At 64.5% G+C, this 23,166-nt stretch carries 23 protein-coding genes, 1 other RNA gene and 1 riboswitch; of the genes, 16 read left to right on the top strand and 8 right to left on the bottom strand.

The window, feature by feature from the left end:
- Nucleotides 1-36 precede the first annotated feature (36 nt).
- A complete protein-coding gene (locus V9L17_RS07875; RefSeq protein WP_337345819.1) occupies nt 37-1,107 on the bottom strand; it encodes a hemolysin family protein in 1,071 nt (356 codons plus the stop codon).
- Nucleotides 1,104-2,438 carry a hemolysin family protein gene (locus V9L17_RS07870; protein ID WP_337351023.1) on the bottom strand — a complete coding sequence of 445 codons (1,335 nt, stop codon included), beginning with the start codon at nt 2,436-2,438 and terminating at the stop codon, nt 1,104-1,106. The genes V9L17_RS07875 and V9L17_RS07870 overlap by 4 nt, the downstream gene beginning before the upstream one ends.
- A gap of 526 nt (nt 2,439-2,964) precedes the next feature.
- Between V9L17_RS07870 and V9L17_RS07865 the strand changes: the two genes are divergently transcribed.
- The 5 genes from V9L17_RS07865 (at nt 2,965) to V9L17_RS21285 (ending at nt 9,246) form a co-directional block, all read left to right on the top strand.
- Nucleotides 2,965-6,783, top strand: a complete 3,819-nt coding sequence (locus V9L17_RS07865; RefSeq protein ID WP_337345817.1) for a multifunctional oxoglutarate decarboxylase/oxoglutarate dehydrogenase thiamine pyrophosphate-binding subunit/dihydrolipoyllysine-residue succinyltransferase subunit — start codon at nt 2,965-2,967, stop codon at nt 6,781-6,783.
- A gap of 154 nt (nt 6,784-6,937) precedes the next feature.
- Nucleotides 6,938-7,537 carry a GDSL-type esterase/lipase family protein gene (locus V9L17_RS07860; protein ID WP_337345816.1) on the top strand — a complete coding sequence of 200 codons (600 nt, stop codon included), beginning with the start codon at nt 6,938-6,940 and terminating at the stop codon, nt 7,535-7,537.
- A 95-nt stretch (nt 7,538-7,632) separates the two neighbouring features.
- Nucleotides 7,633-8,460 carry a DUF4097 family beta strand repeat-containing protein gene (locus tag V9L17_RS07855; RefSeq protein WP_337345815.1) on the top strand — a complete coding sequence of 276 codons (828 nt, stop codon included), beginning with the start codon at nt 7,633-7,635 and terminating at the stop codon, nt 8,458-8,460.
- Entirely contained in the window at nt 8,460-9,074 is a 615-nt protein-coding gene (locus V9L17_RS07850; RefSeq protein WP_337351022.1) for a PadR family transcriptional regulator, read from the top strand. Before V9L17_RS07855 ends, V9L17_RS07850 begins: the two co-directional genes overlap by 1 nt.
- A gap of 97 nt (nt 9,075-9,171) precedes the next feature.
- Entirely contained in the window at nt 9,172-9,246 is a 75-nt protein-coding gene (locus tag V9L17_RS21285; protein WP_369299106.1) for a 50S ribosomal protein bL37, read from the top strand.
- Nucleotides 9,247-9,343: 97 nt separating this feature from the next.
- Here V9L17_RS21285 and rsrA read toward each other — a convergent pair whose 3' ends face one another.
- Both rsrA and V9L17_RS07840 read right to left on the bottom strand, forming a co-directional pair.
- A complete protein-coding gene (rsrA, locus tag V9L17_RS07845; RefSeq protein WP_131131627.1) occupies nt 9,344-9,604 on the bottom strand; it encodes a mycothiol system anti-sigma-R factor in 261 nt (86 codons plus the stop codon).
- Nucleotides 9,601-10,506, bottom strand: a complete 906-nt coding sequence (locus V9L17_RS07840; RefSeq protein ID WP_443197925.1) for a sigma-70 family RNA polymerase sigma factor — start codon at nt 10,504-10,506, stop codon at nt 9,601-9,603. The genes rsrA and V9L17_RS07840 overlap by 4 nt, the downstream gene beginning before the upstream one ends.
- A gap of 209 nt (nt 10,507-10,715) precedes the next feature.
- Between V9L17_RS07840 and V9L17_RS07835 the strand changes: the two genes are divergently transcribed.
- The 11 genes from V9L17_RS07835 (at nt 10,716) to V9L17_RS07785 (ending at nt 19,493) form a co-directional block, all read left to right on the top strand.
- A complete protein-coding gene (locus V9L17_RS07835) occupies nt 10,716-11,264 on the top strand; it encodes a DoxX family protein (RefSeq protein WP_337345813.1) in 549 nt (182 codons plus the stop codon).
- Between the two features lie 6 nt (nt 11,265-11,270).
- Nucleotides 11,271-12,653, top strand: coding sequence for a 3-phosphoshikimate 1-carboxyvinyltransferase (aroA, locus tag V9L17_RS07830; protein ID WP_337345812.1), 1,383 nt, complete (start codon nt 11,271-11,273; stop codon nt 12,651-12,653).
- Entirely contained in the window at nt 12,653-13,768 is a 1,116-nt protein-coding gene (gene rsgA / locus V9L17_RS07825; RefSeq protein ID WP_337345811.1) for a ribosome small subunit-dependent GTPase A, read from the top strand. The genes aroA and rsgA overlap by 1 nt, the downstream gene beginning before the upstream one ends.
- Before the next feature lie 97 nt (nt 13,769-13,865).
- Entirely contained in the window at nt 13,866-14,678 is an 813-nt protein-coding gene (gene hisN / locus V9L17_RS07820) for a histidinol-phosphatase (protein WP_337351021.1), read from the top strand.
- Between the two features lie 159 nt (nt 14,679-14,837).
- Nucleotides 14,838-14,951, top strand: a riboswitch (SAM riboswitch).
- Nucleotides 14,952-14,986: 35 nt separating this feature from the next.
- Complete coding sequence (locus V9L17_RS07815) at nt 14,987-16,423, top strand: aminotransferase class V-fold PLP-dependent enzyme (protein WP_443198017.1); 1,437 nt, start codon at nt 14,987-14,989, stop codon at nt 16,421-16,423.
- Nucleotides 16,424-16,491: 68 nt separating this feature from the next.
- Nucleotides 16,492-17,250, top strand: coding sequence for a class I SAM-dependent methyltransferase (locus tag V9L17_RS07810; RefSeq protein ID WP_337351020.1), 759 nt, complete (start codon nt 16,492-16,494; stop codon nt 17,248-17,250).
- Nucleotides 17,251-17,281: 31 nt separating this feature from the next.
- Entirely contained in the window at nt 17,282-17,995 is a 714-nt protein-coding gene (locus V9L17_RS07805; protein ID WP_337345808.1) for a metal-dependent transcriptional regulator, read from the top strand.
- Nucleotides 17,996-18,415 carry a fluoride efflux transporter FluC gene (locus V9L17_RS07800; RefSeq protein WP_337351019.1) on the top strand — a complete coding sequence of 140 codons (420 nt, stop codon included), beginning with the start codon at nt 17,996-17,998 and terminating at the stop codon, nt 18,413-18,415.
- Nucleotides 18,412-18,825: a fluoride efflux transporter FluC gene (locus V9L17_RS07795; RefSeq protein ID WP_337351018.1), complete on the top strand. Its 414-nt coding sequence runs from the start codon at nt 18,412-18,414 to the stop codon at nt 18,823-18,825. The genes V9L17_RS07800 and V9L17_RS07795 overlap by 4 nt, the downstream gene beginning before the upstream one ends.
- Nucleotides 18,826-18,904: 79 nt before the next feature.
- Nucleotides 18,905-19,273 carry a hypothetical protein gene (locus tag V9L17_RS07790; RefSeq protein WP_337345806.1) on the top strand — a complete coding sequence of 123 codons (369 nt, stop codon included), beginning with the start codon at nt 18,905-18,907 and terminating at the stop codon, nt 19,271-19,273.
- 82 nt (nt 19,274-19,355) lie between these two features.
- Nucleotides 19,356-19,493 carry a hypothetical protein gene (locus V9L17_RS07785; protein WP_310161748.1) on the top strand — a complete coding sequence of 46 codons (138 nt, stop codon included), beginning with the start codon at nt 19,356-19,358 and terminating at the stop codon, nt 19,491-19,493.
- A 6-nt stretch (nt 19,494-19,499) separates the two neighbouring features.
- Here V9L17_RS07785 and V9L17_RS07780 read toward each other — a convergent pair whose 3' ends face one another.
- The 4 genes from V9L17_RS07780 to V9L17_RS07765 form a co-directional block, all read right to left on the bottom strand.
- Nucleotides 19,500-20,480 carry a S1C family serine protease gene (locus tag V9L17_RS07780; protein WP_337345805.1) on the bottom strand — a complete coding sequence of 327 codons (981 nt, stop codon included), beginning with the start codon at nt 20,478-20,480 and terminating at the stop codon, nt 19,500-19,502.
- 210 nt (nt 20,481-20,690) lie between these two features.
- Nucleotides 20,691-21,059: a transfer-messenger RNA gene (gene ssrA / locus V9L17_RS07775) on the bottom strand.
- A gap of 104 nt (nt 21,060-21,163) precedes the next feature.
- A complete protein-coding gene (gene smpB / locus V9L17_RS07770) occupies nt 21,164-21,634 on the bottom strand; it encodes an SsrA-binding protein SmpB (RefSeq protein WP_066292645.1) in 471 nt (156 codons plus the stop codon).
- A gap of 87 nt (nt 21,635-21,721) precedes the next feature.
- Complete coding sequence (locus V9L17_RS07765; RefSeq protein ID WP_337351038.1) at nt 21,722-23,137, bottom strand: peptidoglycan DD-metalloendopeptidase family protein; 1,416 nt, start codon at nt 23,135-23,137, stop codon at nt 21,722-21,724.
- Nucleotides 23,138-23,166: the final 29 nt, after the last annotated feature.

Here is a 23,166-nt window from a genome sequence, read left to right as displayed (position 1 = left end):
TATTTAGAAAACCGCCAGTGTCCCCAACCGCGGGCATCACTCCCCGTTCGGCTGGCCGAGCCTCCGGATCCCGGTCGCCTGCGTAGCATCCCGGATTTCGCCGACAAGCTGCTCGATCACATCTTCCAGGAACAGCACCCCCTGCGTCTGGCCGTCCGGGCCGATGACCCGGGCCAGGTGCGAACCGGTTCGCTGCATGACCGACATCGCCTTCTCGATCTCATCGCCCAGCGCGAGGTTGGCAAGAGAGCGGATCCGGCTTTCCGCAATCGGGTGCTGATAATCCGCATCGGGGATGGACAGCACGTCCTTGACATGCAGGTAGCCGTAGAGCATCTCGTCATCGTCCAGCATCGGGAACCGCGAGAATCCGGTCCTGCTGACTGCCTTCTCGAATTCCACCGGCGTGGTGGCGGCCTTTAGCATGACCAGCTTGTCCAGCGGCACCATGATGTCCGAGGCGGTGTGGTCGGAGAATTCCAGAGCACCCGTGATCAGCCCGGCATCATCGTCCACCAGACCGTGCCGGGTGGACTCCTGGACGATCGATTGGACTTCCTCCAGGGTGAACGAGGAATTCACCTCGTCTTTGGGTTCGATCCGGAGGAGCTTCAAGATGTGGTTGGCCGACCAGTTCAGGGCCACAATAACGGGCTTGACCAGGCGGGCAACAAACATCAGCGGCGGCGCCAGGAAAAGTGCGGCCTTGTCAGCTACCGAAACCGAGATGTTCTTCGGCACCATTTCGCCGAAGGTCACGTGCAGGAAGGTAACCACCATCAGCGCGACGGCGAACGCCGCCACATCGGCGATCTCCATTGGCAGCCCCACGGCTTCCAGCGGGGCAGCCAGGAGATGGTGGATGGCCGGTTCGGCTACCAGCAGGATCAGCAGGGAGCAGACCGTGATGCCCAGCTGCGCGCACGCCAGCATCAGGGACACGTTCTCCATTGCCCGCAAGGTGGTCTGCGCGCGCTTGGACCCGGCGTCGGCCAGCGGTTCAATCTGGCTGCGCCTTGCCGACATCACGGCGAACTCGGCGGCAACAAAAAACGCGTTACCCAGCAGGAGCACTACCAGCCAGAAAATTCCGGCCCAGTCACTCATCGTTCCGTCCTGTCATTCGGGTCAGGCTCTGCATCAGGGGCGGCCGGCCGGAAGCAAATCCTGTCGATCCGGCGCCCATCCATCCTGGTCACGCTCAACGTTCCGCCGCCCACGGCCACGGTGTCCCCGACGGCGGCGATCCGCCCCAATTCACTCATGACGTAGCCGCCCACCGTCTCGTAGGCTGCTTCGTCGGGAACGGTCAGGCCGGGAATCTGTTCGGAGAGTTCGTCCGGACGCAGCAGCCCAGGGAAGTACCAGTCACCCGATGCGCTTTGCAGGAGCCCCGGACGGACTTTGTCGTGCTCGTCCGCCACTTCTCCTACGATTTCCTCCACGAGGTCTTCGAGCGTCGCGATTCCGGCGGTGCCGCCATACTCATCAAGGACCACGGCGAGCTGGAGGTTTCCCTCGCGGAGTTCAGCGAGGAGAGCATCGAGGTGGATGGTTTCCGGGACCCGAAGGACGTCGGTCATGATGGCTCCGGCTTCCAGGTTTGCCCGGCGTGCCGAAGGTACGGCCACAGCCTTCTTGACGTGGACCAATCCCCTGATGTCATCGGCAGAGTCCCCGATGACCGGGAACCGCGAGTAACCCGTGCGGCGGGCGGCCTCCACGATGTCCGAAACGGGCTGGTCGGCGTCGATGGTTTCCACGCGGATCCGTGGTGTCATCACGTCGGCTGCCGTCCTGGCCGAGAAGTTCAGTGTCCGTGCCACGAAGTTGGCCGTACCGGCGTCGAGCGTTCCCATGGCAGCCGAACGACGCACCAGGGATGCGAGCTCGGCAGGCGTCCGGGCACCGGAAATCTCTTCCTTGGCTTCGAGGCCGAAGACGTTGAGCACTTTGTTGGAAAACCCGTTGAGGACCACGATGGCCGGTCTGAAAATGGCCGTGAACATCAGCTGTGGCCTCGCGAGTGCGCGGCCCACGGGGAATGACAGGGCGATGGCCATATTCTTGGGCACCAGCTCGCCCAGGAGCATGGAGAGCAGGGTGGCCAGCACCATAGCGATGACAAGGGAAATGGACGCTGCTGCGGCCTCAGGGATCCCGGCGGCGGTCAGGGGCACCTCAAGCAGTTTGCCGACGGAGGGTTCCATGACGTAGCCGGTCAGGAGGGTGGTCAGGGTGATGCCAAGCTGGCAGCTGGAGAGCTGGGTTGAAAGGGACTTCAGGCACTTGAGCAGCGCAACGGCACGGGTGTCACCGTTGTCGATCGCGCGTTGGACAGTCGCCTGGTCCAGGGCAATAAGGGAAAATTCGACGGCGACGAAGAAGCCGGTGCCGGCGATCAGCAGGAGGCCTGCCGCGAGGAGTAACCATTCCATTCAGCAGCCCGCCCGGTGATGCTGGGGCGGGGTGATGGTGCAGGTCCGTGTTCCAGGCTGGATCCGGGGAAGTCTGCCCGGCGGAGGATGGTCCGCCGAAGCGGACGCTGTCTCCTTGAAGGCTCCGGAGGCGTGGAACGACGGAGTGTGATGGGCGCGTGTTCGGGGTTTGCCGGCTCGGCGGGTCGGCTGCGCGTTGCTGTACTTCATGCTCCGCTGACAGCCCCCAGGCCGGCACCTAGATTTACTGTCCATAAGAATTTCAGTCTACAGGAGCAAATCCCGGCATCCTGAAGCGTCCCCTGGGATAGCCCTCCCTGAGCGTCGGGCAGGGACCGGCGGCGCCATATTTGCCAATCTACGCGTCACTTCATGATTTGGGTCACCCTTATTGGCAGTTAATACAGAATGCTCATTAGACTGGCAAAGGTCTGGGTTCAGAGGACGCAGAGACTGGTTCGGATGTTGTGCTGAGGCACCGTGGCGGCCAGAGAGAAATCAAACTCATGGAAGAGGCGTATTTCAAGTGCCAGAGCAGCCTAGCCACCGTCTACCAGAGGAATTTGGCGGAAACGAGTGGCTCGTTGACGAACTGTACGAGCAGTATCAGCAGGACAAAAACGCGGTGGATGCCAAGTGGTGGCCCCTGTTCGAATCCTTCGACTCGGGCAGCGGTTCTTCCTCCAACGGAAATTCGGCCCTCGCGGTTGCTCATCCCGCAACCCGCGAAATGCCCGTCGTAGCCCAGGCGCAGGCCCCCGCAGCTCCGGCACCGTCGCCGGCAGCACAGCCGGCCGCGCCTGCCCCCGCTGCAGCTGCGCCTCCTGCTCCCCCGGCACCGGCGCCGGTTAAGAAGGCACCGGCCACCGTGGCGCGTGACGGCGCGAAGAAGACCGAGCCGGGCTCCGGATCACAGCCGATCCCCGCCCAGCTTCCCAAGAACGTCAAGGCACCTACGGCGCCTGAGGAAGACGTCGTCTCCATCCTTCGTGGCCCGGCCAAGGCCATCGCCACGAACATGGTGACTAGCCTTGAGGTTCCCACCGCTACCAGCGTCCGTGCGATCCCGGCCAAGTTGCTGATCGACAACCGCGTGGTCATCAACTCCAACCTGGCTCGGGCCCGCGGTGGCAAGGTCTCCTTCACCCACCTGATCGGCTACGCCGTCATTCGGGCCCTGTCCCAGTTCCCGTCCATGAACGTGTACTACGACGAGGTGGACGGCAAGCCCGTCGCCGTCCAGCCGGCCCACGTGAACTTCGGCATCGCCATCGATATGCCCAAGCCCGATGGAACCCGCCTCCTGATGGTTCCCAACATCAAGAAGGCGGAGACCCTCAACTTCTCCGAGTTCTGGCACACGTATGAAGACCTCATCAAGCGGGCCCGCAGCGGCAAGCTGACCGCCGACGACCACCAGGGCACCACTGTTTCCCTGACGAACCCCGGTGGCATTGGCACCGTCCACTCGGTGCCCCGCCTTTCCAAGGGCCAGGCCGCCATCATCGGCGTGGGCGCGCTGGACTACCCGGCCGAGTTCCAGGGCGCGAGCGAAAAGATCATCGCGCACAACGCGATCAGCAAGGTCCTGACGCTTACCTCCACCTATGACCACCGCGTCATTCAGGGAGCCGGCAGCGGCGAGTTCCTGAAGCTCGTCCACCAGCTCCTGCTGGGGGCCCAGAACTTCTACGACGAAATCTTTGAGTCCCTCCGCATCCCGTACGAGCCCGTGCGCTGGAGCCCGGACCTGCAGGTTGACCCGTCCGACCAGATCAACAAGGTCGCCCGGATCCAGCAGCTGATCCACTCCTACCGCGTGCGCGGCCACCTTATGGCGGACACCGACCCACTGGAGTACGTCCAGCGTAAGCACCCCGACCTCGACGTCCTGACGTATGGACTGACCCTGTGGGACCTGGACCGCGAGTGGCCCACCGGCGGCTTCGGCGGCAAGCCCATGCTGAAGTTCCGCGACATCCTGGCGGTGCTGCGTGACGCCTACTGCCGGACTACGGGCATCGAATACATGCACATCCAGGAGCCGGAGGAACGCAAGTGGTTCCAGGACCAGCTGGAGCACCCCTACTCCAAGCCCACCCGTGAAGAACAGCTGCGCATTGTTTCCAAGCTGAACGCCGCGGAGGCCTTTGAGACGTTCCTGCAGACCAAGTTCGTCGGCCAGAAGCGTTTCTCCCTTGAGGGCGGCGAGTCCCTGATCCCGCTCCTTGACGCGATCATGTCAGACGCCGCCGATGACGGCCTGGACGAAGTCGCCATTGGCATGGCCCACCGCGGCCGCCTCAACGTGCTGACCAACATCGCCGGCAAGACCTACGCCCAGGTCTTCCGCGAATTCGAGGGCACCCAGGATCCGCGCTCCGTCCAGGGCTCGGGTGACGTCAAGTACCACCTTGGCACCGAGGGCACCTTCACGTCGGACAATGGCAACGAAACCAAGGTTTACCTCGCTGCCAACCCGTCGCACCTTGAAGCCGTGGACTCCGTGCTCGAAGGCATCGTCCGCGCCAAGCAGGACCGCCTGGACCAGGGCGAGGCCTTCCCCGTCCTGCCCATCATGGTGCACGGCGACGCCGCCTTCGCCGGCCAGGGCGTGGTGGCAGAAACCTTGAACCTGTCCCAGCTCCGTGGCTACCGGACCGGTGGCACCATCCACGTTGTGGTCAACAACCAGGTCGGCTTCACCACAGCTCCATCGTCCTCACGCTCATCCACGTACTCCACGGATGTTGCCAAGATGATCCAGGCTCCGGTGTTCCACGTGAACGGTGACGATCCGGAGGCAGTGGTCCGCATCGGCCAGCTCGCCTACGAGTTCCGCCAGCGCTTCCACAAGGACGTTGTGATCGACATGGTCTGCTACCGCCGGCGTGGCCACAACGAGGGCGACGACCCCTCGATGACCCAGCCGCTGATGTACAACCTGATCGAAGCCAAGCGCTCCGTCCGCAAGCTGTACACCGAATCGCTGATTGGCCGTGGCGACATCACCGAAGATGAAGCAGAGCAGCTGCTCCGCGACTACCAGGAGCGCCTGGAGCGGGTCTTCGCCGAGACCCACGCCGCCCAGACTTCCCCGATCCCGATCATCACGGCGGACTCCGCAGCGGTTTCGGACATCGAACGTCCCATCGCCCAGCAGTCCGATTTCGGCACCAACGCTCCCGCATCCACGGCCATCTCCCCGGAGACCCTGGCCCGGATCGGCAAGGCACACGTCGAAATCCCCGAGGGCTTCACCGTCCACTCCAAGCTCAAGCAGCTCCTCGAGAAGCGCGAGCAGATGTCCCGTGAAGGCGGCATCGACTGGGGCTTCGGCGAGATCGCAGCCTTCGGTTCGCTCATCATGGAAGGCGTTCCCGTCCGCCTCGCAGGTCAGGATTCGCGCCGTGGAACCTTCGTGCAGCGCCACGCCGTGTTCCACGACCGCTCCAATGGCAACGAGTGGCTTCCCTTGGGCAACCTCTCAGACAACCAGGCAAAGCTGTGGATCTACGACTCCCTGCTGTCCGAATACGCGGCCATGGGCTTCGAATACGGCTACTCAGTGGAGCGCCCTGACGCGCTCGTGCTGTGGGAGGCGCAGTTCGGCGATTTCGTCAACGGCGCGCAGACCATCATCGACGAGTTCATCTCCTCCGCCGAGCAGAAGTGGGGCCAGCGTTCATCGCTCGTGCTGATGCTGCCGCACGGTTACGAGGGCCAGGGCCCGGACCACTCCTCGGCACGTATCGAGCGCTTCCTGCAGATGTGCGCGGAAGAGAACATGATCGTTGCCAATCCCACGACAGCCGCGTCGCACTTCCACCTGCTGCGTCGCCAGGCGTACAGCAGGCCGCGCAAGCCGCTGATCATCTTCACGCCAAAGCAGCTGCTCCGCCTCAAGGGAGCCGCATCCTCGGTCGAAGACTTCACCACTGGCAGCTTCCGCCCGGTCATCGGTGAGCACGAGCAGCTGGCGGCTGACGCCGTCGAACGCGTGTTGCTCGTATCCGGTCGCCTGTACTACGACCTCCTGTCCACCCGGCAGAAGACCGAGGACAAGACGACGGCGATCGTCCGTGTCGAGCAGCTCTATCCGCTGCCCGCGGCGGAAATTGCGGCGGAGCTCGCCAAGTACCCGAACGCGGAGGTTGTCTGGGCACAGGATGAGCCCGCCAACCAGGGACCGTGGCCGTTTATGGGCCTGAACCTTCCCGACGCGCTTGACCGCAGGGTCCGGCTCGTGTCCCGTCCGGCGTCGGCATCCACTGCCGCCGGCTCCATGAAGCGGCACGCAGCCGAGCAGGACACACTCCTGAAGCAGGCTTTCGCCCGTAAGTAACCACGGGGGCTGCCCGGCCGGACGTCGAAATACCAGACTCCGGCCGGGCAGTTCTGTTTAATGGGTTGCGAGGGTACCAACGGGCAGAGTCTGTCCGGCCCGTCCCGCGCTGCCGGCATGGGGCGCCATTCAGTACGGAAGTAAAGAGGAACTTGTGGAAGACAGGAAGCTGCGCATCGCAGCTGTTGGAGATGAACTGCTGGCCGGACTGGGCGATCCCAGGGCCCTCGGCTGGCTGGGCCGCGTCCTGGCCCGCACTCCGCAGGATGGCATGGCACTTGAGAGTTATGCCCTCCCCTGCCCACAGGAAGGAACGGAAGGACTGGCCGCACGCTGGCTGGAGGAAGCCGGCCGGCGTTTCAGCGACCTCCACGAAAACCGGCTGGTCATCGGGCTCTCCGGCCGCGATATTGAGTTTGGCCTCTCCACCGCCCGCAGCCGCCTTAACCTGGCCAACATCCTGGACTCCGCCTCGCAGAACCGGATCGAAGTCTTTGTGGTTGGCCCGCCACCTACGCTGGATCCCACCCAGAACCGCCGGCTGGGAGAGCTCAACACGGCCTTCGCCGATGTAACCACCAGGCGCAAGCACCTGTATGTTGACACCTTCTCACCCCTGCTGAACCACGAGCAGTGGCGCCAGGACCTCGCGGCGAACGGCGGGACACCCGGCCAGTCTGGCTACGGCCTGATGGCCTGGCTGGTCCTGCACCGGGGTTGGTTCCAGTGGCTGGGCATGGACGCCCCTGAGTAATCCACACGCTGCCAATCGCGATATATCTTGACCCGTCCGCCGAGGCGTTATACCGTGGGGTATCAGTCACGATATATCGCGATCTTGGAGGATCCATGGCAGAGAGCAGCTGGGCCGTCACCGAGCCCCGCATTATCGACGTCGACGGTGTCACGTCGCTGAAGCTGGGAATGGTTCGCGGGCGGTTCGACATTGTCACCCACACGGACACCGTAGCGCGCGTTGAGGTTTCCGAAGTCCAGGGCGATCCCGTAGCCATCAGCCTGGTGGACGGCAGGTTGGAGGTTCGGCACCAGCTCCACGGGCCGCAGGGGTGGTTCAAGAACCTCATGGGGACCGTCAACCACAACAGCAACAATTCGGCTGTCATCAGCATCGCCTTGCCCGAGGGCGTTGACGTGGAAGCCGGAACGGTCAGCGGTGATGGCCTGGTGTCGGGTATCGGCGGGCACATACGGCTCAACACGGTGTCTGGCTCGGTGATGGCGGATGGAACCGCCGGTGACCTCCACGTCAACACGGTCAGCGGCGAGGTGATCGCACGCAACCACGACGGCGTCCTGACCGCCAAGAGCATCTCCGGTGAAGTCACCGCCTCTGGAAGGTTCAGCCACATCCGGGCCAACACTGTCAGCGGCGACATGAGCTTCGACCTCCTGGGCTTCACCCAGGATTTTGGCGCCAATTCAGTTTCGGGCGACCTGACCATCCGCCTTCCGCACGACGTCGGCGTGGACATCGTGGCCAAGTCGGCCAGTGGCACGCTGGTCATCGACAACCAGCAGTACTCCCAGCCCGGCGGCAAGGTGGAAACAATCGCCGGCCCGGACGGCAAGCTGATGATTGTCCGGACCAACTCCGTCTCCGGCAAGACCTCCATCTTCCATGGCCAGACAGCCGGGGCCCCGGAAACAGAGTACTGATGCCTCCTGTCTTCGCCCACGGCGCCCTAAGGCTCTACCTCCTTGCCCTCCTCGAGTCCGGGCCCAAGCACGGCTACGAGCTCATCAAGGCCCTCAATGAACGGTTCGGCGGCACGTACTCCCCCAGCGCGGGCACCATTTACCCGCGGTTGGGGAAGCTGGAAGAGGAAGGGCTCGTCGCCACGGAATCCGCAGGCCGCCGTACCAACTACCACATCACGCCTGCAGGCCTGGCTGAACTGAACACCCGCCGGGACGAGCTTGCCGGCGTCGAAAACGACATTTCCGCCTCCGTCCGGCGGTTGGCGGATAGCCTCCGCGACGATATCCGGACCAACATGCGTGGCCTGAGGGCAGATCTCGCAGCAACGGCCGAGGCAGCAAGGGCCTCGGTCCGGAACGGTGACTTCAGTTCGGCCGGACCCCGGCAGTCACCCGAAGGACAACGCACGCTCAAGGAAGCCGAGATGCTCCTCCAGGCGTTCCGCGACGACCTCCGAGTCGAGCTGAGGCTGCAGGCTAACAGGGAGCCGCTGAGCCCCATGGTGCTCGAAACCGTCCGGACGGTACTGGACCAGGCCCGCATTTCCATCCGGAATTCCCTGCCGGGCTGAGCGGCCGCTTCACAGGCGGGCCTGGTTCGCGGCCCGTGCCATCATGTGGGAGACTTGAGGGCAGCTCTTTTGAGTACCAACATTAAGGAGGCCAGCTATGAGCAAGCGTGCACGTAAACGTCGTGACCGTAAGCGTGGCGGCGCGAACCACGGCAAGCGCCCCAACACCTAAGCAAAAGCTTGGTATGACGGTTCAAACGAAGAACCCCGGAAGTCACATGGCTTCCGGGGTTCTTCGTCTCTTACGGTGTGTGGCCGGTTCGGTGCCCTCAGGCCTCGACGGGACGGATTGAATGGATCCGGTCCAGGATGGCGTTCTTCAGGTTCTCCGGTGCCGCTTCCGTGCAGGAGCGTTTGACCATGTTGCGGATGACGCATTCGAGGTCATACTGCTGGGTGCATTCCGGGCAGTCATCGAGGTGGTGCTTGATGTCCGTGATGTCTTCCCGGGTCAGTGCCCCGTCAAGATATTCGTAGATGCGTTGCATCCGGGCGTCGTCGCAGTCGCCCAATCCCTGGCAGTCGCTCATTTCCTGTTCTCCTGTTGTGTGCTTCCGGCCGTTTCCTGAGGATCGACGGCGGTTTTGAATCCCCGCTCGGCGGCATATTCCGCCAACATGTCCCGCAACATTTTCCGGCCGCGGTGGAGCCGGGACATCACAGTGCCGATGGGCGTGTTCATGATGTCTGAAATTTCTTTGTACGCGAAGCCTTCTACGTCGGCGAAATACACCGCGAGCCGGAACTCTTCGGGAATGGCCTGCAGCGCCCTCTTGACGTCGGTGTCAGGCAGGTGGTCCAAGGCCTCTGCTTCGGCCGACCTTAACCCGCTGGACGTGTGGGACTCTGCCCTGGCGAGTTGCCAATCCTCAATGGTGTCCGAGTTGGACTGCAGCGGTTCGCGCTGCCGCTTGCGGTACAAATTGATGTAGGTATTGGTCAGGATGCGGTACAGCCACGCCTTGAGGTTGGTACCGGGCTTGTACTGGTGAAAGGCCGAAAATGCCTTGGTGTAGGCCTCCTGCACAAGGTCCTCGGCATCAGCGGGGTTCCGCGCCATCCGCATGGCCGCTGAATAGAGCTGGTCCACGTACTGCATGGCATCGCGCTCAAAACGAATCCGGCGCTCCTCCGTGCTTTCCGTGGCAAGGTCAACTGCCGGGGCTTCGGGTTCTGTGGCCGCCGTGTCCGGCAACAGCGCGGCATCAGGCGTTCCGCCTGACTTCGCGGCGTCCGGTGAGACATCCGCGGTCTTGGCTTCGCGCCCGGAGGCCTCATACATGGCCTCGAGGGCCGGATCCAGGGTGCTCATCGCCCCCAAGTCTACTGTGACGCTCCGGGCACGCGGCGACCCGTACTCCGGGGCACCGGTTTCCAAAGCCTCCATCGCCACGGGGCCTGCCACGTCCATGCCGTCCTTCACCAACCCCAAAGGCCAACTCCATTTCCCTGTACCGTTCGATGCGCCCGGACCTGCAGCCCGCAACCCAACCGCCATGGCGCAGTGTGCGCCGTGATTCGTCCGGCACTGCCGGACCCGCAATCCATAACCTTTAGTGGCGGGCAAATATTCCCCAAAAGTGCAAGACTAGAACCGACTCCGCCGCATTCGACGCGGTTCGTCCAGCCAGGAGGAAATCCATGTCCTTTGTCCGTACCCTCGCCCGGCCCATGCTGGCATCCAGCTTCGTACTCGCAGGACTGGATAAGCTCAAGAACGCGGATGACACTGCCCAGCAGCTGTCGCCGCTTCTGCGCAAAGCCACGGCCTCACTGCCTTTCCGTACGGAAGACAAGACACTGGCCCGGGTCATCGGCGGGGTGCAGGTGGGCGCCGGAGTGCTGTTTGGCCTGGGCAAGTTCGCGCGGTTCTCTGCGACGCTGCTCACGGTCATCTCTGCCCTTAACACATTCGTCGAATGGCGCAGCGCCGACATCAGCACCAAGGAGGCCCGTGTGGCACGCCGCAACCAGCTCCTGAAGAACCTGTCCCTGAGCGGCGGGGCCCTGCTGGCTTCGGTGGATACTGCCGGTAAGCCAGGGTTGGCCTGGCGGGCGGAACACCTCGCTGCCGACGCCAGGAAGGGCGCTTCGCACCTGGCAGCTGACGCCCGCAAGAGCACTGGGAAGAAACTCCACAAGGCCGACAAGGCCGTGCGTCGTGTGGTGGACCAGGCAACGGGGGCATAAGGACGCATGACCGGATCCACTACCGCCCTTTCGCAGCCTGACGCTGCCGAAGCTCTTCCGCTCTGGCCCGCACCGTTCGCCACCAGGCCCATCAATGCCACCGTGACCGTGCCGGGTTCGAAATCCCTGACCAACCGGTTCCTGGTCCTGGCGGCGCTGGCTGACGGACCGTCCCGGCTCCGCGCTCCGCTGCACTCCAGGGACTCCGCCCTGATGATTGAGGCCCTGCGGCAGTTGGGGGCTTCCATCACGGAAGTTCCCGGCGACGGAGCCTTCGGCCCGGACCTTGAGGTCGTTCCCCTCAGCCAGGACGCGCCGTCGTCGCTGGCCCGGATCGACTGCGGACTGGCCGGCACCGTCATGCGCTTTGTTCCTCCGCTCGCTGCACTGCGGAACGGCGTCAGCGTGTTCGACGGCGATCCGCACGCCAGGAACCGCCCCATGGGGACCATCATCGAAGCCCTGAAGGCGCTCGGTGTGGCCGTGACGGCAGAGGACGGCGGGACACCGGCGTCCCTGCCCTTTGACGTGGCCGGAACCGGGGAAGTCCGGGGCGGACATCTGGTGATCGACGCCAGTGCCTCGTCCCAGTTTGTTTCTGCATTACTGCTGGTGGGTGCACGCTTTACAGAGGGGCTGCACCTGGAGCATGTCGGTAAGCCGGTTCCGAGCCTGGACCACATCAACATGACAGTGGCAGTCCTTCGCGGCGTGGGCGTGTCCGTGGATGATTCCGTCCCCAATCACTGGGTCGTGGCGCCAGGAACCATCCGGGCGTTTGACCAGCGCATTGAGCAGGACCTTTCCAACGCCGGCCCTTTCTTGGCCGCCGCATTGGCCACCAGCGGCACGGTCCGGATCCCCAACTGGCCCACTGGAACCACGCAGGTGGGTGATCTCTGGCGCAGTATCCTTGCGGACATGGGCGCCACGGTCAGCCTGGCCGACGGCGTCCTCACGGTCACCGGCGGAGCTCAGATCAAGGGCGCCGACTTTGATGAAACCAGTGAGCTTGCCCCCACTGTCGCGGCGCTCTGCGCGCTTGCCAGCGGCCCCTCCCGGCTCAGCGGCATCGCACACCTCCGCGGCCATGAGACTGACCGGCTCGCCGCCCTGGTCGCCGAGATCAACCGGCTGGGCGGCGACGCCGAGGAAACCAGCGACGGGCTGGTGATCCGCCCAGCCAAGCTGCATTCCGGCGTCGTCCACAGCTATGCGGACCATCGAATGGCAACTGCAGGGGCGATACTGGGCCTCGCAGTGGAGGGCATAGAAGTAGAAGACATCGCCACCACGGCCAAGACCATGCCCGATTTCCCGCGGCTGTGGGAAAACATGATCGCGCAGGGCCAGGAACCTGGTACGCCGGGACCCGCTGGTAACGCATAGTGGCACGCAGCACTGACTCCTGGGACGAATCCGACGTCCGGATCCGCCCCAGCAAGAAGGGTTCCCGACCCCGCACGAAGGACCGCCCCAGCCACGATGATGCCGTGACAGGACGGATCATTACCGTGGACCGCGGCCGATACACAGCGGTGGTCGGCGAAGATTCAGGGGAAGAACGCACCATCATCGCCGCACGGGCACGGGAACTCCGCCGGTCCCCCGTGGTCGCTGGCGACTTCGTTTCATTGGTGGGAGATGTCTCCGGGGAACCGGACACGCTGGCCCGGCTGGTCCGGATCCAGGACCGCAGGACGCTCCTGCGGCGCAGCGCCGATGATACCGACCCCGTTGAACGGGCAGTCGTGGCCAACGCCGACCAGCTCGTTGTTGTGGTGGCGGCGGCCAATCCCGAACCACGCACCGGCTTCATTGACCGTGCACTCGTCGCCGCCTACGACGCCGGCATCGAGCCGATCCTGCTGGTCACGAAAGCCGATGTCAAAGACCCTGCCGAACTTCTGTCGAACTACGAGCACCTGGACTTCCCGGTCATCATCAGCCGGACGGCCGACGCCGCTGCATCCGGCATCGATGCCCGCTCCGACGACGGGCTCTCGGCGCGCCTCGACAGCGATGCCGTCGCCCAGCTTCGGGCCTACCTCGATGGCAAGGTCACGGTGATGCTGGGGCACTCAGGCGTAGGCAAGTCCACCATGGTGAACGCCCTGACCGGAGCCGAGCGAGCCACTGGCGGAGTCAACGCCGTGACAGGCCGCGGACGCCACACGTCCTCCTCGGCCCTGGCCCTTAAGCTGGCCGACGCCCCTGCTGGAAGCTGGATCATCGACACCCCCGGCATCCGGTCCTTCGGACTGGCGCATGTCGACGCAGACCGCATCCTCCGCTCCTTTCCGGACCTGGAACCGGGCACGGATGCGTGCGAGCGCGGCTGCAAACACAATGCCAGCGCAGTCAATTGCGGCCTGGACTCCTGGGTTGCCGAAGGCCATGCGGGCCCAACCGGACCCGCCAGGCTCGCGTCCCTCCGTCGCCTGCTCGGCACCGATCCCCGCATGGAGGGGCAGGAAACCAAGGAATTGGGCAGCGTCAACTGACCCGCCCGGCCGGCTGGGAGCAGCGCCCAGGCTGTTCAGGACGCCGCCCGAAGCCGGGGTCCCCAACCACACGGCGCTTTGACGGTAGTTTGGAACCATGATCCAACCCGCTTCGAGCTACAACGACGACCTGCGCCTGGCCCACGTGCTGGCCGATTCCGTGGACGACCAGACCATGAGCCGCTTCAAGGCACTGGACCTCCACGTCGAGACCAAGCCGGACCTGACCCCGGTCACTGATGCCGATAAGGCCGCCGAAGAAGCCATCCGTGGCCAGCTTTCCCGTTCCCGCCCCCGCGATGCGGTCTTGGGCGAGGAATTCGGCAGTTCAGGCCATGGCTCCCGGCGTTGGATCATCGACCCCATCGACGGCACCAAGAACTTTGTCCGTGGCGTACCGGTGTGGGCAACACTGATTGCGCTTGTGGACGAAGGAGAGCCCGTCGTCGGCGTCGTCAGTGCCCCTGCCCTGGGCAAGCGTTGGTGGGCTGCCAAGGGCGCAGGCGCCTACATGGGCCGGTCACTCGCTGCGGCCACCCGGCTGAAGGTCTCGGACGTGTCGAAACTCTCGGACGCTTCCCTGTCCTACTCCAGCCTGAGCGGCTGGAAGGACCGCGGGAACCTGCATGACTTCCTTGGGCTCACCGAAGACGTCTGGCGCACGCGTGCCTACGGCGACTTCTGGTCCTACTGCATGGTGGCCGAAGGCTCCGTGGACATCGCGTGTGAGCCGGAGCTGAATCTCTACGACATGGCGGCACTGGTCCCGATCGTGGTGGAGGCCGGCGGCCGCTTCACCTCCCTCGAGGGTGAAGACGGTCCGTTTGGCGGCAACGCGCTGGCGACGAACTCCATCCTGCATTCGGAAGTCCTCAAACGGCTCAACCCCGACCTGGACGACCTCCTCTAGCAGCCCAAGTGCCGAATTATCAACGGCGGACGCCTCCTGATGGGGGCGTCCGCCGTCGTATCTTCGGATAACCATGGGTATTTCCATCCGCGCGTAACAAAAGCCTTAACATTCGGACGGGCTTCCTGCCCGCCCCGCCCATGTTCTACGCTCTTAACAGGTCACGAGTGCCAGCGCGAAACCCCGGTTTGCTGGCCGGCAACCCTCCATTCGCGGTGGGGTGCCCCGGGTGACGACCAGGCCGGTCCGGAACGGACCCGGCAAGCGCGGATTCCCGGGACAGGGAGTCCCTCTAAAGTGAGGTCTCTGTGACAACAGCCACCGTCTCCCCCAACTCCGCCGTCCGTACCCTGGCCGCAAACGACACCGCAGCCCTGTTCAGCGAACGGCTCGCCGTTGCCGGACGGCCGCTTTCCGCCGTCACCGGCGCCGAAATCCAGGCCCCGCTGATCCAGGGCGGCCACGTGCGTTACGCCAACCTGGACTACGGCGCCTCCGCCCCGGCCCTCTCGGTTGTCTCCGCCTACCTCAACGAGATCCTGCCGTTCTACGCAAGCGTCCACCGCGGCGCCGGCTACGCATCCCAGATCAGCACGTCCGTCTACGAGAACGCCCGGAACATCGTGCGTGACTTCGTGGGAGGCCGGCTCGGTGACTCCGTCATCTTCACCAGGAACACCACGGACTCCCTGAACCTCCTCGCCGGGTGCCTTCCGTCCGCGGACGGCCGCCCCACGGGGGAGGTTTTGTACCTCGACATCGAGCACCACGCCAACCTCCTGCCGTGGCAGGGCGTCCCGCACCGCAGCGTCGTTGCGGCCGACACCGTGGCCGGCACCATCGAGGCCCTCGGTGCCGAACTGGAACAGGGCGGAATCAGCCTGCTCGCCGTCACGGGCGCCTCCAACGTCACCGGCGAAATCCTGCCCATCCGTGCCCTCGCCGCCCTTGCCCACCAGCACGGCGCCCGGATTGTCGTCGATGCCGCGCAGCTCGCGCCGCATCGCCGGATCAACATCAGCGCCGACGACGTCGACTACCTCGCTTTCTCGGGCCACAAGCTCTACGCGCCCTTCGGCGCAGGCGTCCTCGTGGGGCGGTCGGACTGGCTCGACGCGGGCACGCCGCATCTTGCCGGTGGCGGCGCGGTGCGGGAGGCCAGGCTCGACGGCGTCAGCTGGGCCACCGGCCCAGCCCGGCACGAGGGCGGTTCGCCCAATGTCCTGGGCGCCGCCACACTGGCTCGCGCCACCCAGGTCATCGCATCGCTGGATCAGGACCGGTGGCACGCCCACGAGTCGGCTATCCGGTCGTTCCTGGTGGAGGGTCTGCAGAAGATCGAAGGCGTGACGGTACACCAGATCTTCAAGGACACCGATCCGGACACCGACACCATCGGCGTAGTGAACTTCTCGGTGGAAGGCTACGACGCCGGCCTGGTGGCTGCCTACCTGTCAGCAGAACACGGCGTAGGCCTCCGCGACGGCCGGTTCTGTGCCCACCCCCTGCTGAAGCGCCTGGGCCTCCCGTCCGGCTCCCTGCGGGCAAGCTTCGGCGTTGGGTCCCGCCTCGAAGACGCCCAGCGTCTGCTGGCTGGCATCGAGGAACTCCGCCGAACCGGCCTGGGCTGGGACTATGTGGTTGACTCGGGCCGCTGGGTTCCGGCTAACGACACCCGCAAATACCCGGACTGGGCACCCAATACGCCTGGCACGGCAGGCGCTGCCCCCTGCATCGACGACTGACCCGGGTTACCCGGCTCATGCGGTAAATTCGAAGGATACCCAAGGGCATCTGGCGAAGGAGGCTGCACGTGGCACGGGGTGGCCCCAAACTTGACGACGTACGCCGTCAGGAGCTTGGTCAGAGCTTCCAGGACGGAGGCGAACACTACGAACGCGTGCGCCCCGGTTACCCCGGCGATTCGGCCGACTGGCTTATTCCGGCGGGGGCCCGGGATGCCCTGGACGTGGGAGCCGGCACCGGAAAATTCACGGTCCTGCTGCTCGACCGCGGATTGTCCGTTTCCGCCGTGGACCCCTCCGCAGACATGCTCGACCAGTTGCGGATCCTGCACCCCGGTGTTGCGGCCAGTGTGGGCACTGCCGAGGCGACGGGATTCGCGGAGTCCTCATTCGACGTCGTCAGCGTGGCGCAGGCATGGCACTGGTGCGATCCACTGGCCGCCAGTACGGAGCTTTCACGGGTTCTCCGCGCCGGCGGAAGGTTGGGGCTGATCTGGAACCAGTTGGACACTTCAGTCCCTTGGGTTCACCGGCTTTCCCGCATCATGCACGCCGGGGATGTCTACCGGCCGCACTTCCAGCCGCCCTTGGGACCGGAATTCGTGGAGCTGGAAAGCCATGTCACCCGCTGGGAAGACGCGCTCACCACGACAGAGATCATGGAGCTTGCCAAGTCGCGGAGCTACTACCTCCGTTCCGGCGATACCACCCGCGCCAAGGTCCTCGCGAACCTGGACTGGTACCTCCACGACCATCTGGGACACTCCCCCGGGGCGGGCCTGGGACTGCCCTACCTCACCCTGACATGGCGGGCCGCAAAAGCGTGACGCCCTCCGCGCAACGGGTAGGCTTGGTGTCGTGAAGACCAGCGCGCCCTCCTCCTCCATCGAGGACTACGTCAAGGTCATCTACTCCTTCACGGAGTGGCAGGACAAACCCATTACCTCCTCCCAACTTGCGCAACGGCTGGGTGTGGCAAACTCCTCCGTGTCCGAGATGGTCCGCAAGCTCAAGGACCAGGGCCTGGTGGACCACAAGCCGTACAGCGCAATCACCCTCACCGACGCCGGCGTGAGGCTTGCGCTCTCCATGGTCAGGCGGCACCGGCTGATCGAAACCTATCTGGTCCAACAACTTGGCTACAGCTGGGATGAGGTCCATGATGAGGCCGAGCATCTCGAACACGCCGTCTCGGACACATTTATAGAGCGGATGGCGGCGAAACTGGGAAATCCACTTCGGGATCCCCACGGCGACCCCATCCCCGGCGCCGATGGCACGGTCCGGATGCCGCACGCCCACCTGATGAATGAATTGGATCAGGGACACACCGGCCGGATCACCCGAATCAGCGATGAGAACCCTGACTTGCTCCGGTACTTGTCTGCCGAGGAAATCGACCTCGACGCCGAGGTGGAGGTAGTGGGCCGCAAGCCATTCGGCGGGGCACTTGTAGTGCGAATCAGCTCCGCGGGGAAGACTCGGGAGTATGACCTCGCTGATGAAATCACCTCGGCCTTGTGGGTGCACAGCGACGCGCCGCACGCCGGCTGCGTCCTCGGAAACGGCTGAATGGCCGGCACTGGGGCACCTGGCTGGCGTGCATGGCTGGCGGTGGCCGGCGGCGGACTCCTCGGGACCGAACTCCGGTACGGCCTGGGCCTGGCCTTCCCTGATGCCGCGGGAATGATGCCCTGGACCACGCTGGGCATCAACGTGGCCGGGAGCTTTGTCCTGGCCGCCCTGACTACGTTCTGGATCGCAAGGCCCCGCACGGCTTTCTGGCTCCGGGCGGGGCTCGGGCCCGGTCTGCTGGGATCCTTCACGACGTTTTCCGCAGTGGTGTTCGCGGTGGATCAGTTCTCCCGTGCCAACCTCCACTTGGTGTGGATTGCGTACCTCGGCCTTTCACTTCTGCTGGGGTTCGGCGCCGCGGCCGCTGGCTGGAGGACGGGCAAAGTGCTGGCCGACCGCTCCGGAGCCCCTGCGTGATCGCCGCCATGCTGGTAGGAGTCTTCGGCGTGGCCGGTGCTCTGCTGCGCTTCGCCGTGGACAGCTGGTTCGCTCATCGGCCCGCCGCTACCTCCACGGGACCGCGCACCAAGGACGCCGCCGATCGGACGCCGCAGCACTGGCCGTGGGCCACCCTGGTGGTCAACGTAGCCGGGTGCCTGATCATAGGGCTCTCCGTTGGAATGACAGGACGGCTGGGACTGCCCGAAGACCTCCATGCCGCTGTGGCAACTGGCCTCGCCGGCGCCCTGACTACTTTTAGTTCGTGGACAACCGCCACCATCAGGCTGCTGGCTGAATCCCGGATTGCCGCGGCAGCCTGGAACGTGGCGGCCAATCTACTCGCGGGATTCGCCGCTGCTGCTGTGGGCATCGCCCTTGCGTCCTAGCTGAATCAGCGCACTCTGTGCTTCCGGTTGCCTGGTGGGCGGCGGCGGCCTCTAACGCAGTCCCGTATCGTTGACTGTGATGATTAGCAGACGTGACGCGGCAATTGCCCTCGATGTACCCCTGGAGATGGCCCAACGCCATGGCATCCCAAAATGGCTGACGGAAGCCGACCTCGGCGAAATCCTGGACAACCCGCCGCCCTGGCTTGTCCAATCGAGGGCAAACCGCACCGGGAAGCGTCCTGTGTGGGTTCATCTGGAATGTGCCGTGTGCGGCTACGAGGAAGCGGCGCGGCCCAAGAAATGGTGGCCCGAGTTTACCTATGTCAGCTGCGGTCACCATGCTCCCAGTGAGCTGCCGCCCCCACGTCCGGGCTTTGTCCGCAGCGAGTTCGACGGCGTTGGGACCCGGTTTGTGGGCATCGCGGACGTCGCCGTCCCGGACTGAATCCGGGCATTTCCTTAAGGGCGAATCAGGCGTAATTTACGAGATGGGACGTACGCCGTCCCGCCTAATAAGGGAGCACGCCATGCCTGACAAGACACCTCACCAGAATCTGTCCAAGAAGCCGGTCAAGACCATCAAAGAGAAACGCGCCGAAAAGAAGGCCAAGAGCCCCATTGACGGCCCGCAGGATCCGGTCGCGCACCTGAAGAAGCGCCGGTAGCGGCCACTACCCGTTAGCCGCCATTTCTTCGGGCACGGCAACAAGGTCAGTTTCTTTGCCGTCCCTCAGCACCGCAATCCGCAGGGGCTGGCCGATAGCATCGGCGAACAGCAGCTTCTGCAGGCTTTCAGCGTTGCTGACGGGACGGCCGCCTGCTGTCAGGATGATGTCACCCGCCGCCAGGCCTGCCCGGTCCGCGGGCGAACCTGCCAGGACCTCCACCACGCGCAGCCCGTCCCGCTGCCCTGTCCGGACCACGGCACTGGCATTTAGGCGGATGGGCGTGCTGACGACACCAAGGTAGGCCCGGCGAACGCGCCCGTCAGCCAGCAACGCCGCGATGATCCTTCGCGTGGTTGCATTGATGGGCACCGCCAGCCCCAGCCCGGCACCGGCCACCGCTGTATTGATGCCGACAATCCGCCCGTGGGTGTCCGCCAGCGCACCGCCGGAACTCCCGGCGTTCAGGGCCGCATCCGTTTGGATAACGTCCTCGATCACCCTCCGGTTGCCTCCTGCCCAGACTGGGATGGCCCTGCCCAGGCCGCTGACGACGCCAGCAGTCACGGATCCGGCCAGCCCCAGCGGGTTCCCCACCGCAACGACGAGCTGCCCCACCCGCAGGGTTTCCGCGTCGCCGAACTCGGCGGGAGGGACTTTGGGCGCGCGGCCGCGCACAACGGCAAGATCGGACAATGGATCGGCGCCCACCAGCTCCAGGTCGGTGCGGGCACCGTCCGCGAAAACAGCGTTGCCTTGGCGGGTGCCGGCCACTACGTGGGAGTTTGTCAGCAAGTAACCGTCCTCCGTGAACAGCACCGCCGATCCGGCGCCCACACGAAAGCGTCCATTACGGCGGTTTCCCGTCATTTCAATGGCGGCAACGTGTGGGGTGACTGTCTCGGCCACGCGCATGACCGTCTCCGAGTACGAGTCCAGAGGCCCGTCGTCGGACGCTGGTGAACCGGGCTTCCGCACCTGGTCCATGGCCCACCTCCTGGAGTTATGGCAGCCGATTGGTCCGGACTGGCTGCTGGTCCTATTTGTCTCAACCATTCGGCCTGCCGTCCTACTCCCTGCGTGTCTACGCCGTGGGTGAACGGGGGGAAATGACAGCGTCAGCTGCTGCATTGCGCTTAACGCAGAACGGCCCGGACCAAGGTCCGGGCCGTTCTGCGTGCCTTGCGGCATCGCAAAATGTGGAGATGGGGGGAATTGAACCCCCGTCCGATGTCGTGTTGTCAGGGCTTCTCCGGGCGCAGTTTGCGTCGGATTTTCTCGGCCCCAGCCATGCTGCAAACAGCTGGCTGATCCGGGCCCAGTCATCTAAGAGTCCCGTTTGCCCCGATGACGGAGGCAAACAGCAGTGGCTATCTAAATGACGCCAGGTTCCGGGGCAATAGCAACCTCGGGCTGACGGACTGTCTTACTGCTTAGGCAGCAAGAGCGAAGTCAGTGCGCTTAGATTCGGCACTTATTGGTTTGCAGACAGCGTTTACGAGATAATTCTGCATCCTCGGCCCGCTTCACCTGTCGCGACTAACATCGTCGAAACCGATCATCCCCGTATTTTGTTATCAAACCCGGCAGGTCAGGTCTTGCGTCCCAATGCCTGCCGGACTACCAATCATAACGCACAGCCGGTGGAAATCATTCCACCCCGCGGCGCGCTACCTCCGGTTGCGTTCCCGGATCTCGCGCAGTGCCTCACGGTTGTCCTGCTGCTCACGCAGGCTCTGTCGCTTGTCGTATTCCCGCTTACCGCGGGCGACCCCGATCTCCACCTTGGCACGGCCGTCGACGAAGTACAGCTGGAGCGGGACGATGGTGAACCCGGACTCCCTGATCTTGTGCGAAATCTTGATCAGTTCCTCGCGGTGGAGGAGCAGCTTCCGGCGCCTGCGGGCAGCATGGTTGGTCCAGCTTCCCTGGTTATATTCCGGGATGTGGATGCCCTCCATCCACAACTCGTCGTTGTAGAAGGTGCAGAAGCCATCGACCATGGACGCGTGGCCCTCGCGAAGCGACTTGACCTCTGTTCCCATGAGGGCTATTCCCGCCTCATAGGTGTCCAGCACGTGGTAGTCATGCCGGGCCTTGCGGTTGGTGGCCACCACTTTACGGCCACTTTCTTTGGGCACGGTGGAACTCCTCGGTTCTTGGATCGTCAGTGGCTCCGGCCGTTCCGGCGCGAAGTCATACCAGTGTACGGCAGCTGCGGAGCGGCGTTACAGCAGCCGCATCGGATCGACCGCTGCGCCGTTCAGCCAGGTCTCGAAGTGTGCATGGCAGCCTGTGGAGTTCCCTGTGTTGCCCGAGTAGGCAATGAGCTGGCCTTGGGAGACCCTCTGGCCGTTGGAGACGGCGATGCTGCTGTTGTGGTAGTAGATGGTGGTCAGGGAGTTGCCTTCCATCACACCGTGGGAAAGCTTTACCCGCCATCCGCCGCCGTCGGCTGAGTTCCAGCCGGAGGAAAAGACCTCACCGGCCGCGGCCGCATAGACCGGGGTGCCGCACGCTGCTCCGAAGTCTATGCCGGTGTGCATGTAACCGCCGGTGCCGTAGAAGTCGATGGTTCCCGGCGGAGTGGCCCGCCAACCGAAGCCGGACGTGATGGGCACGGAGCCGGCGAAGGGGTGCCGCAGGCCAAACGCCGACGGCGACCCGGTCACCGGAGCGTAGGGCGCCTGCGGCGGGGCAGCTTGGCCCGCTGCAGCGGCCGCTGCCGCGGCGGCTGCTGCCGCCGCCTCAGCACGGCGACGTTGTTCTGCTTCCCAGGCTTCCCGCAGCCTGCGGTCACGCTCGGCAATCTCGTTGGCGACTGCGTTCTGGCTGGCCTCGACGGCTGCCAGTTGGCTCTGAATGCCTGGCCGTGCGGCCTGGAGTTCGGCATCCAGCCGGGTGGTGTCGGCGATCAGCTGGTCAACCTGCGCCTTCTTGGCGGCGGCTTCGTCGCGGGCCGCCTTTTCCCGCTCGAGCGCCGCGTCGGCCTTGGCTTTCAGGTCCTGGATCTCCGCTTCAACTGCCGCAAGCCGAGCCTGGGAATTGACGTTGGTGGCGTTCTGCTGGGACAGCTTGTCCATGGCCGAGTTTTGGCTGCGCATGGCCTGGTCGGCGAGGTCCATCGTATCGGTCAGGCTCCCGCCTGCGTTGGATCCGAAGAAGAGCGTGAGGTTGGAGGGAACCCCGCCGGACTTGTACGCCTGCGTAGCAATCTGGCCGATCAGCTTCTTTGTGTCCGCTATCTTCTGCTTGTCTGTCTCCAGCTGTTGCGTGATCTTGGCCTTGTTCTGCTGTGCCAGGTCCACCCGCGCTGAGAGCGCCTCGACTTCCTTGACGGCGCTGGCAACCCTGCCCTGGGCTTCAAGAAGTGCCTGTTGGGCGCCGGGAAGCTGGCCCTGGTAGATCACAAGGTCGCCCGCGGCTTTGGCTATCCGCGAGTCAACAAATTCAAGGGACTGCTGAACCCGGGCGGCCTCGGCTTCGAGGGCGGCCTGCTTGTCTTCCAGTTCGTCGGCGAAAGCTGCCGGCGTTGAAGCGCCCAGGCTTGCCGCCAGGACAAGCGCCAGGACACCGCTGATGATGCCGGCGCGGCGCGGCTGGCGGTTGCCGGTTTTGCCGGGCGCGCGGGAAGTACGATTCATGCCAGTCATAAGCTTTCCTTGGTCGGTTT

The organism is Pseudarthrobacter sp. CCNWLW207, from assembly GCF_037203945.1.
GTDB lineage: Bacteria > Actinomycetota > Actinomycetes > Actinomycetales > Micrococcaceae > Arthrobacter.
The sequence above is the reverse complement of the archived record's forward strand: the minus strand, read 5'-3'. Positions and strand labels throughout refer to the sequence as shown.

Coding starts and splice junctions, on each gene's coding strand:
- V9L17_RS07875 (WP_337345819.1), bottom strand. CDS start 1,107: ATGAGTGACTGGGCCGGAATTTTCTGGCTGGTAGTGCTCCTGCTGGGT.
- V9L17_RS07870 (WP_337351023.1), bottom strand. CDS start 2,438: ATGGAATGGTTACTCCTCGCGGCAGGCCTCCTGCTGATCGCCGGCACC.
- V9L17_RS07855 (WP_337345815.1), top strand. CDS start 7,633: ATGGCAGAGAGCAGCTGGGCCGTCACCGAGCCCCGCATTATCGACGTC.
- V9L17_RS07850 (WP_337351022.1), top strand. CDS start 8,460: ATGCCTCCTGTCTTCGCCCACGGCGCCCTAAGGCTCTACCTCCTTGCC.
- rsrA (WP_131131627.1), bottom strand. CDS start 9,604: ATGAGCGACTGCCAGGGATTGGGCGACTGCGACGACGCCCGGATGCAA.
- V9L17_RS07835 (WP_337345813.1), top strand. CDS start 10,716: ATGTCCTTTGTCCGTACCCTCGCCCGGCCCATGCTGGCATCCAGCTTC.
- aroA (WP_337345812.1), top strand. CDS start 11,271: ATGACCGGATCCACTACCGCCCTTTCGCAGCCTGACGCTGCCGAAGCT.
- hisN (WP_337351021.1), top strand. CDS start 13,866: ATGATCCAACCCGCTTCGAGCTACAACGACGACCTGCGCCTGGCCCAC.
- V9L17_RS07800 (WP_337351019.1), top strand. CDS start 17,996: ATGGCCGGCACTGGGGCACCTGGCTGGCGTGCATGGCTGGCGGTGGCC.
- V9L17_RS07790 (WP_337345806.1), top strand. CDS start 18,905: ATGATTAGCAGACGTGACGCGGCAATTGCCCTCGATGTACCCCTGGAG.
- V9L17_RS07785 (WP_310161748.1), top strand. CDS start 19,356: ATGCCTGACAAGACACCTCACCAGAATCTGTCCAAGAAGCCGGTCAAG.
- V9L17_RS07780 (WP_337345805.1), bottom strand. CDS start 20,480: ATGGACCAGGTGCGGAAGCCCGGTTCACCAGCGTCCGACGACGGGCCT.
- V9L17_RS07765 (WP_337351038.1), bottom strand. CDS start 23,137: ATGAATCGTACTTCCCGCGCGCCCGGCAAAACCGGCAACCGCCAGCCG.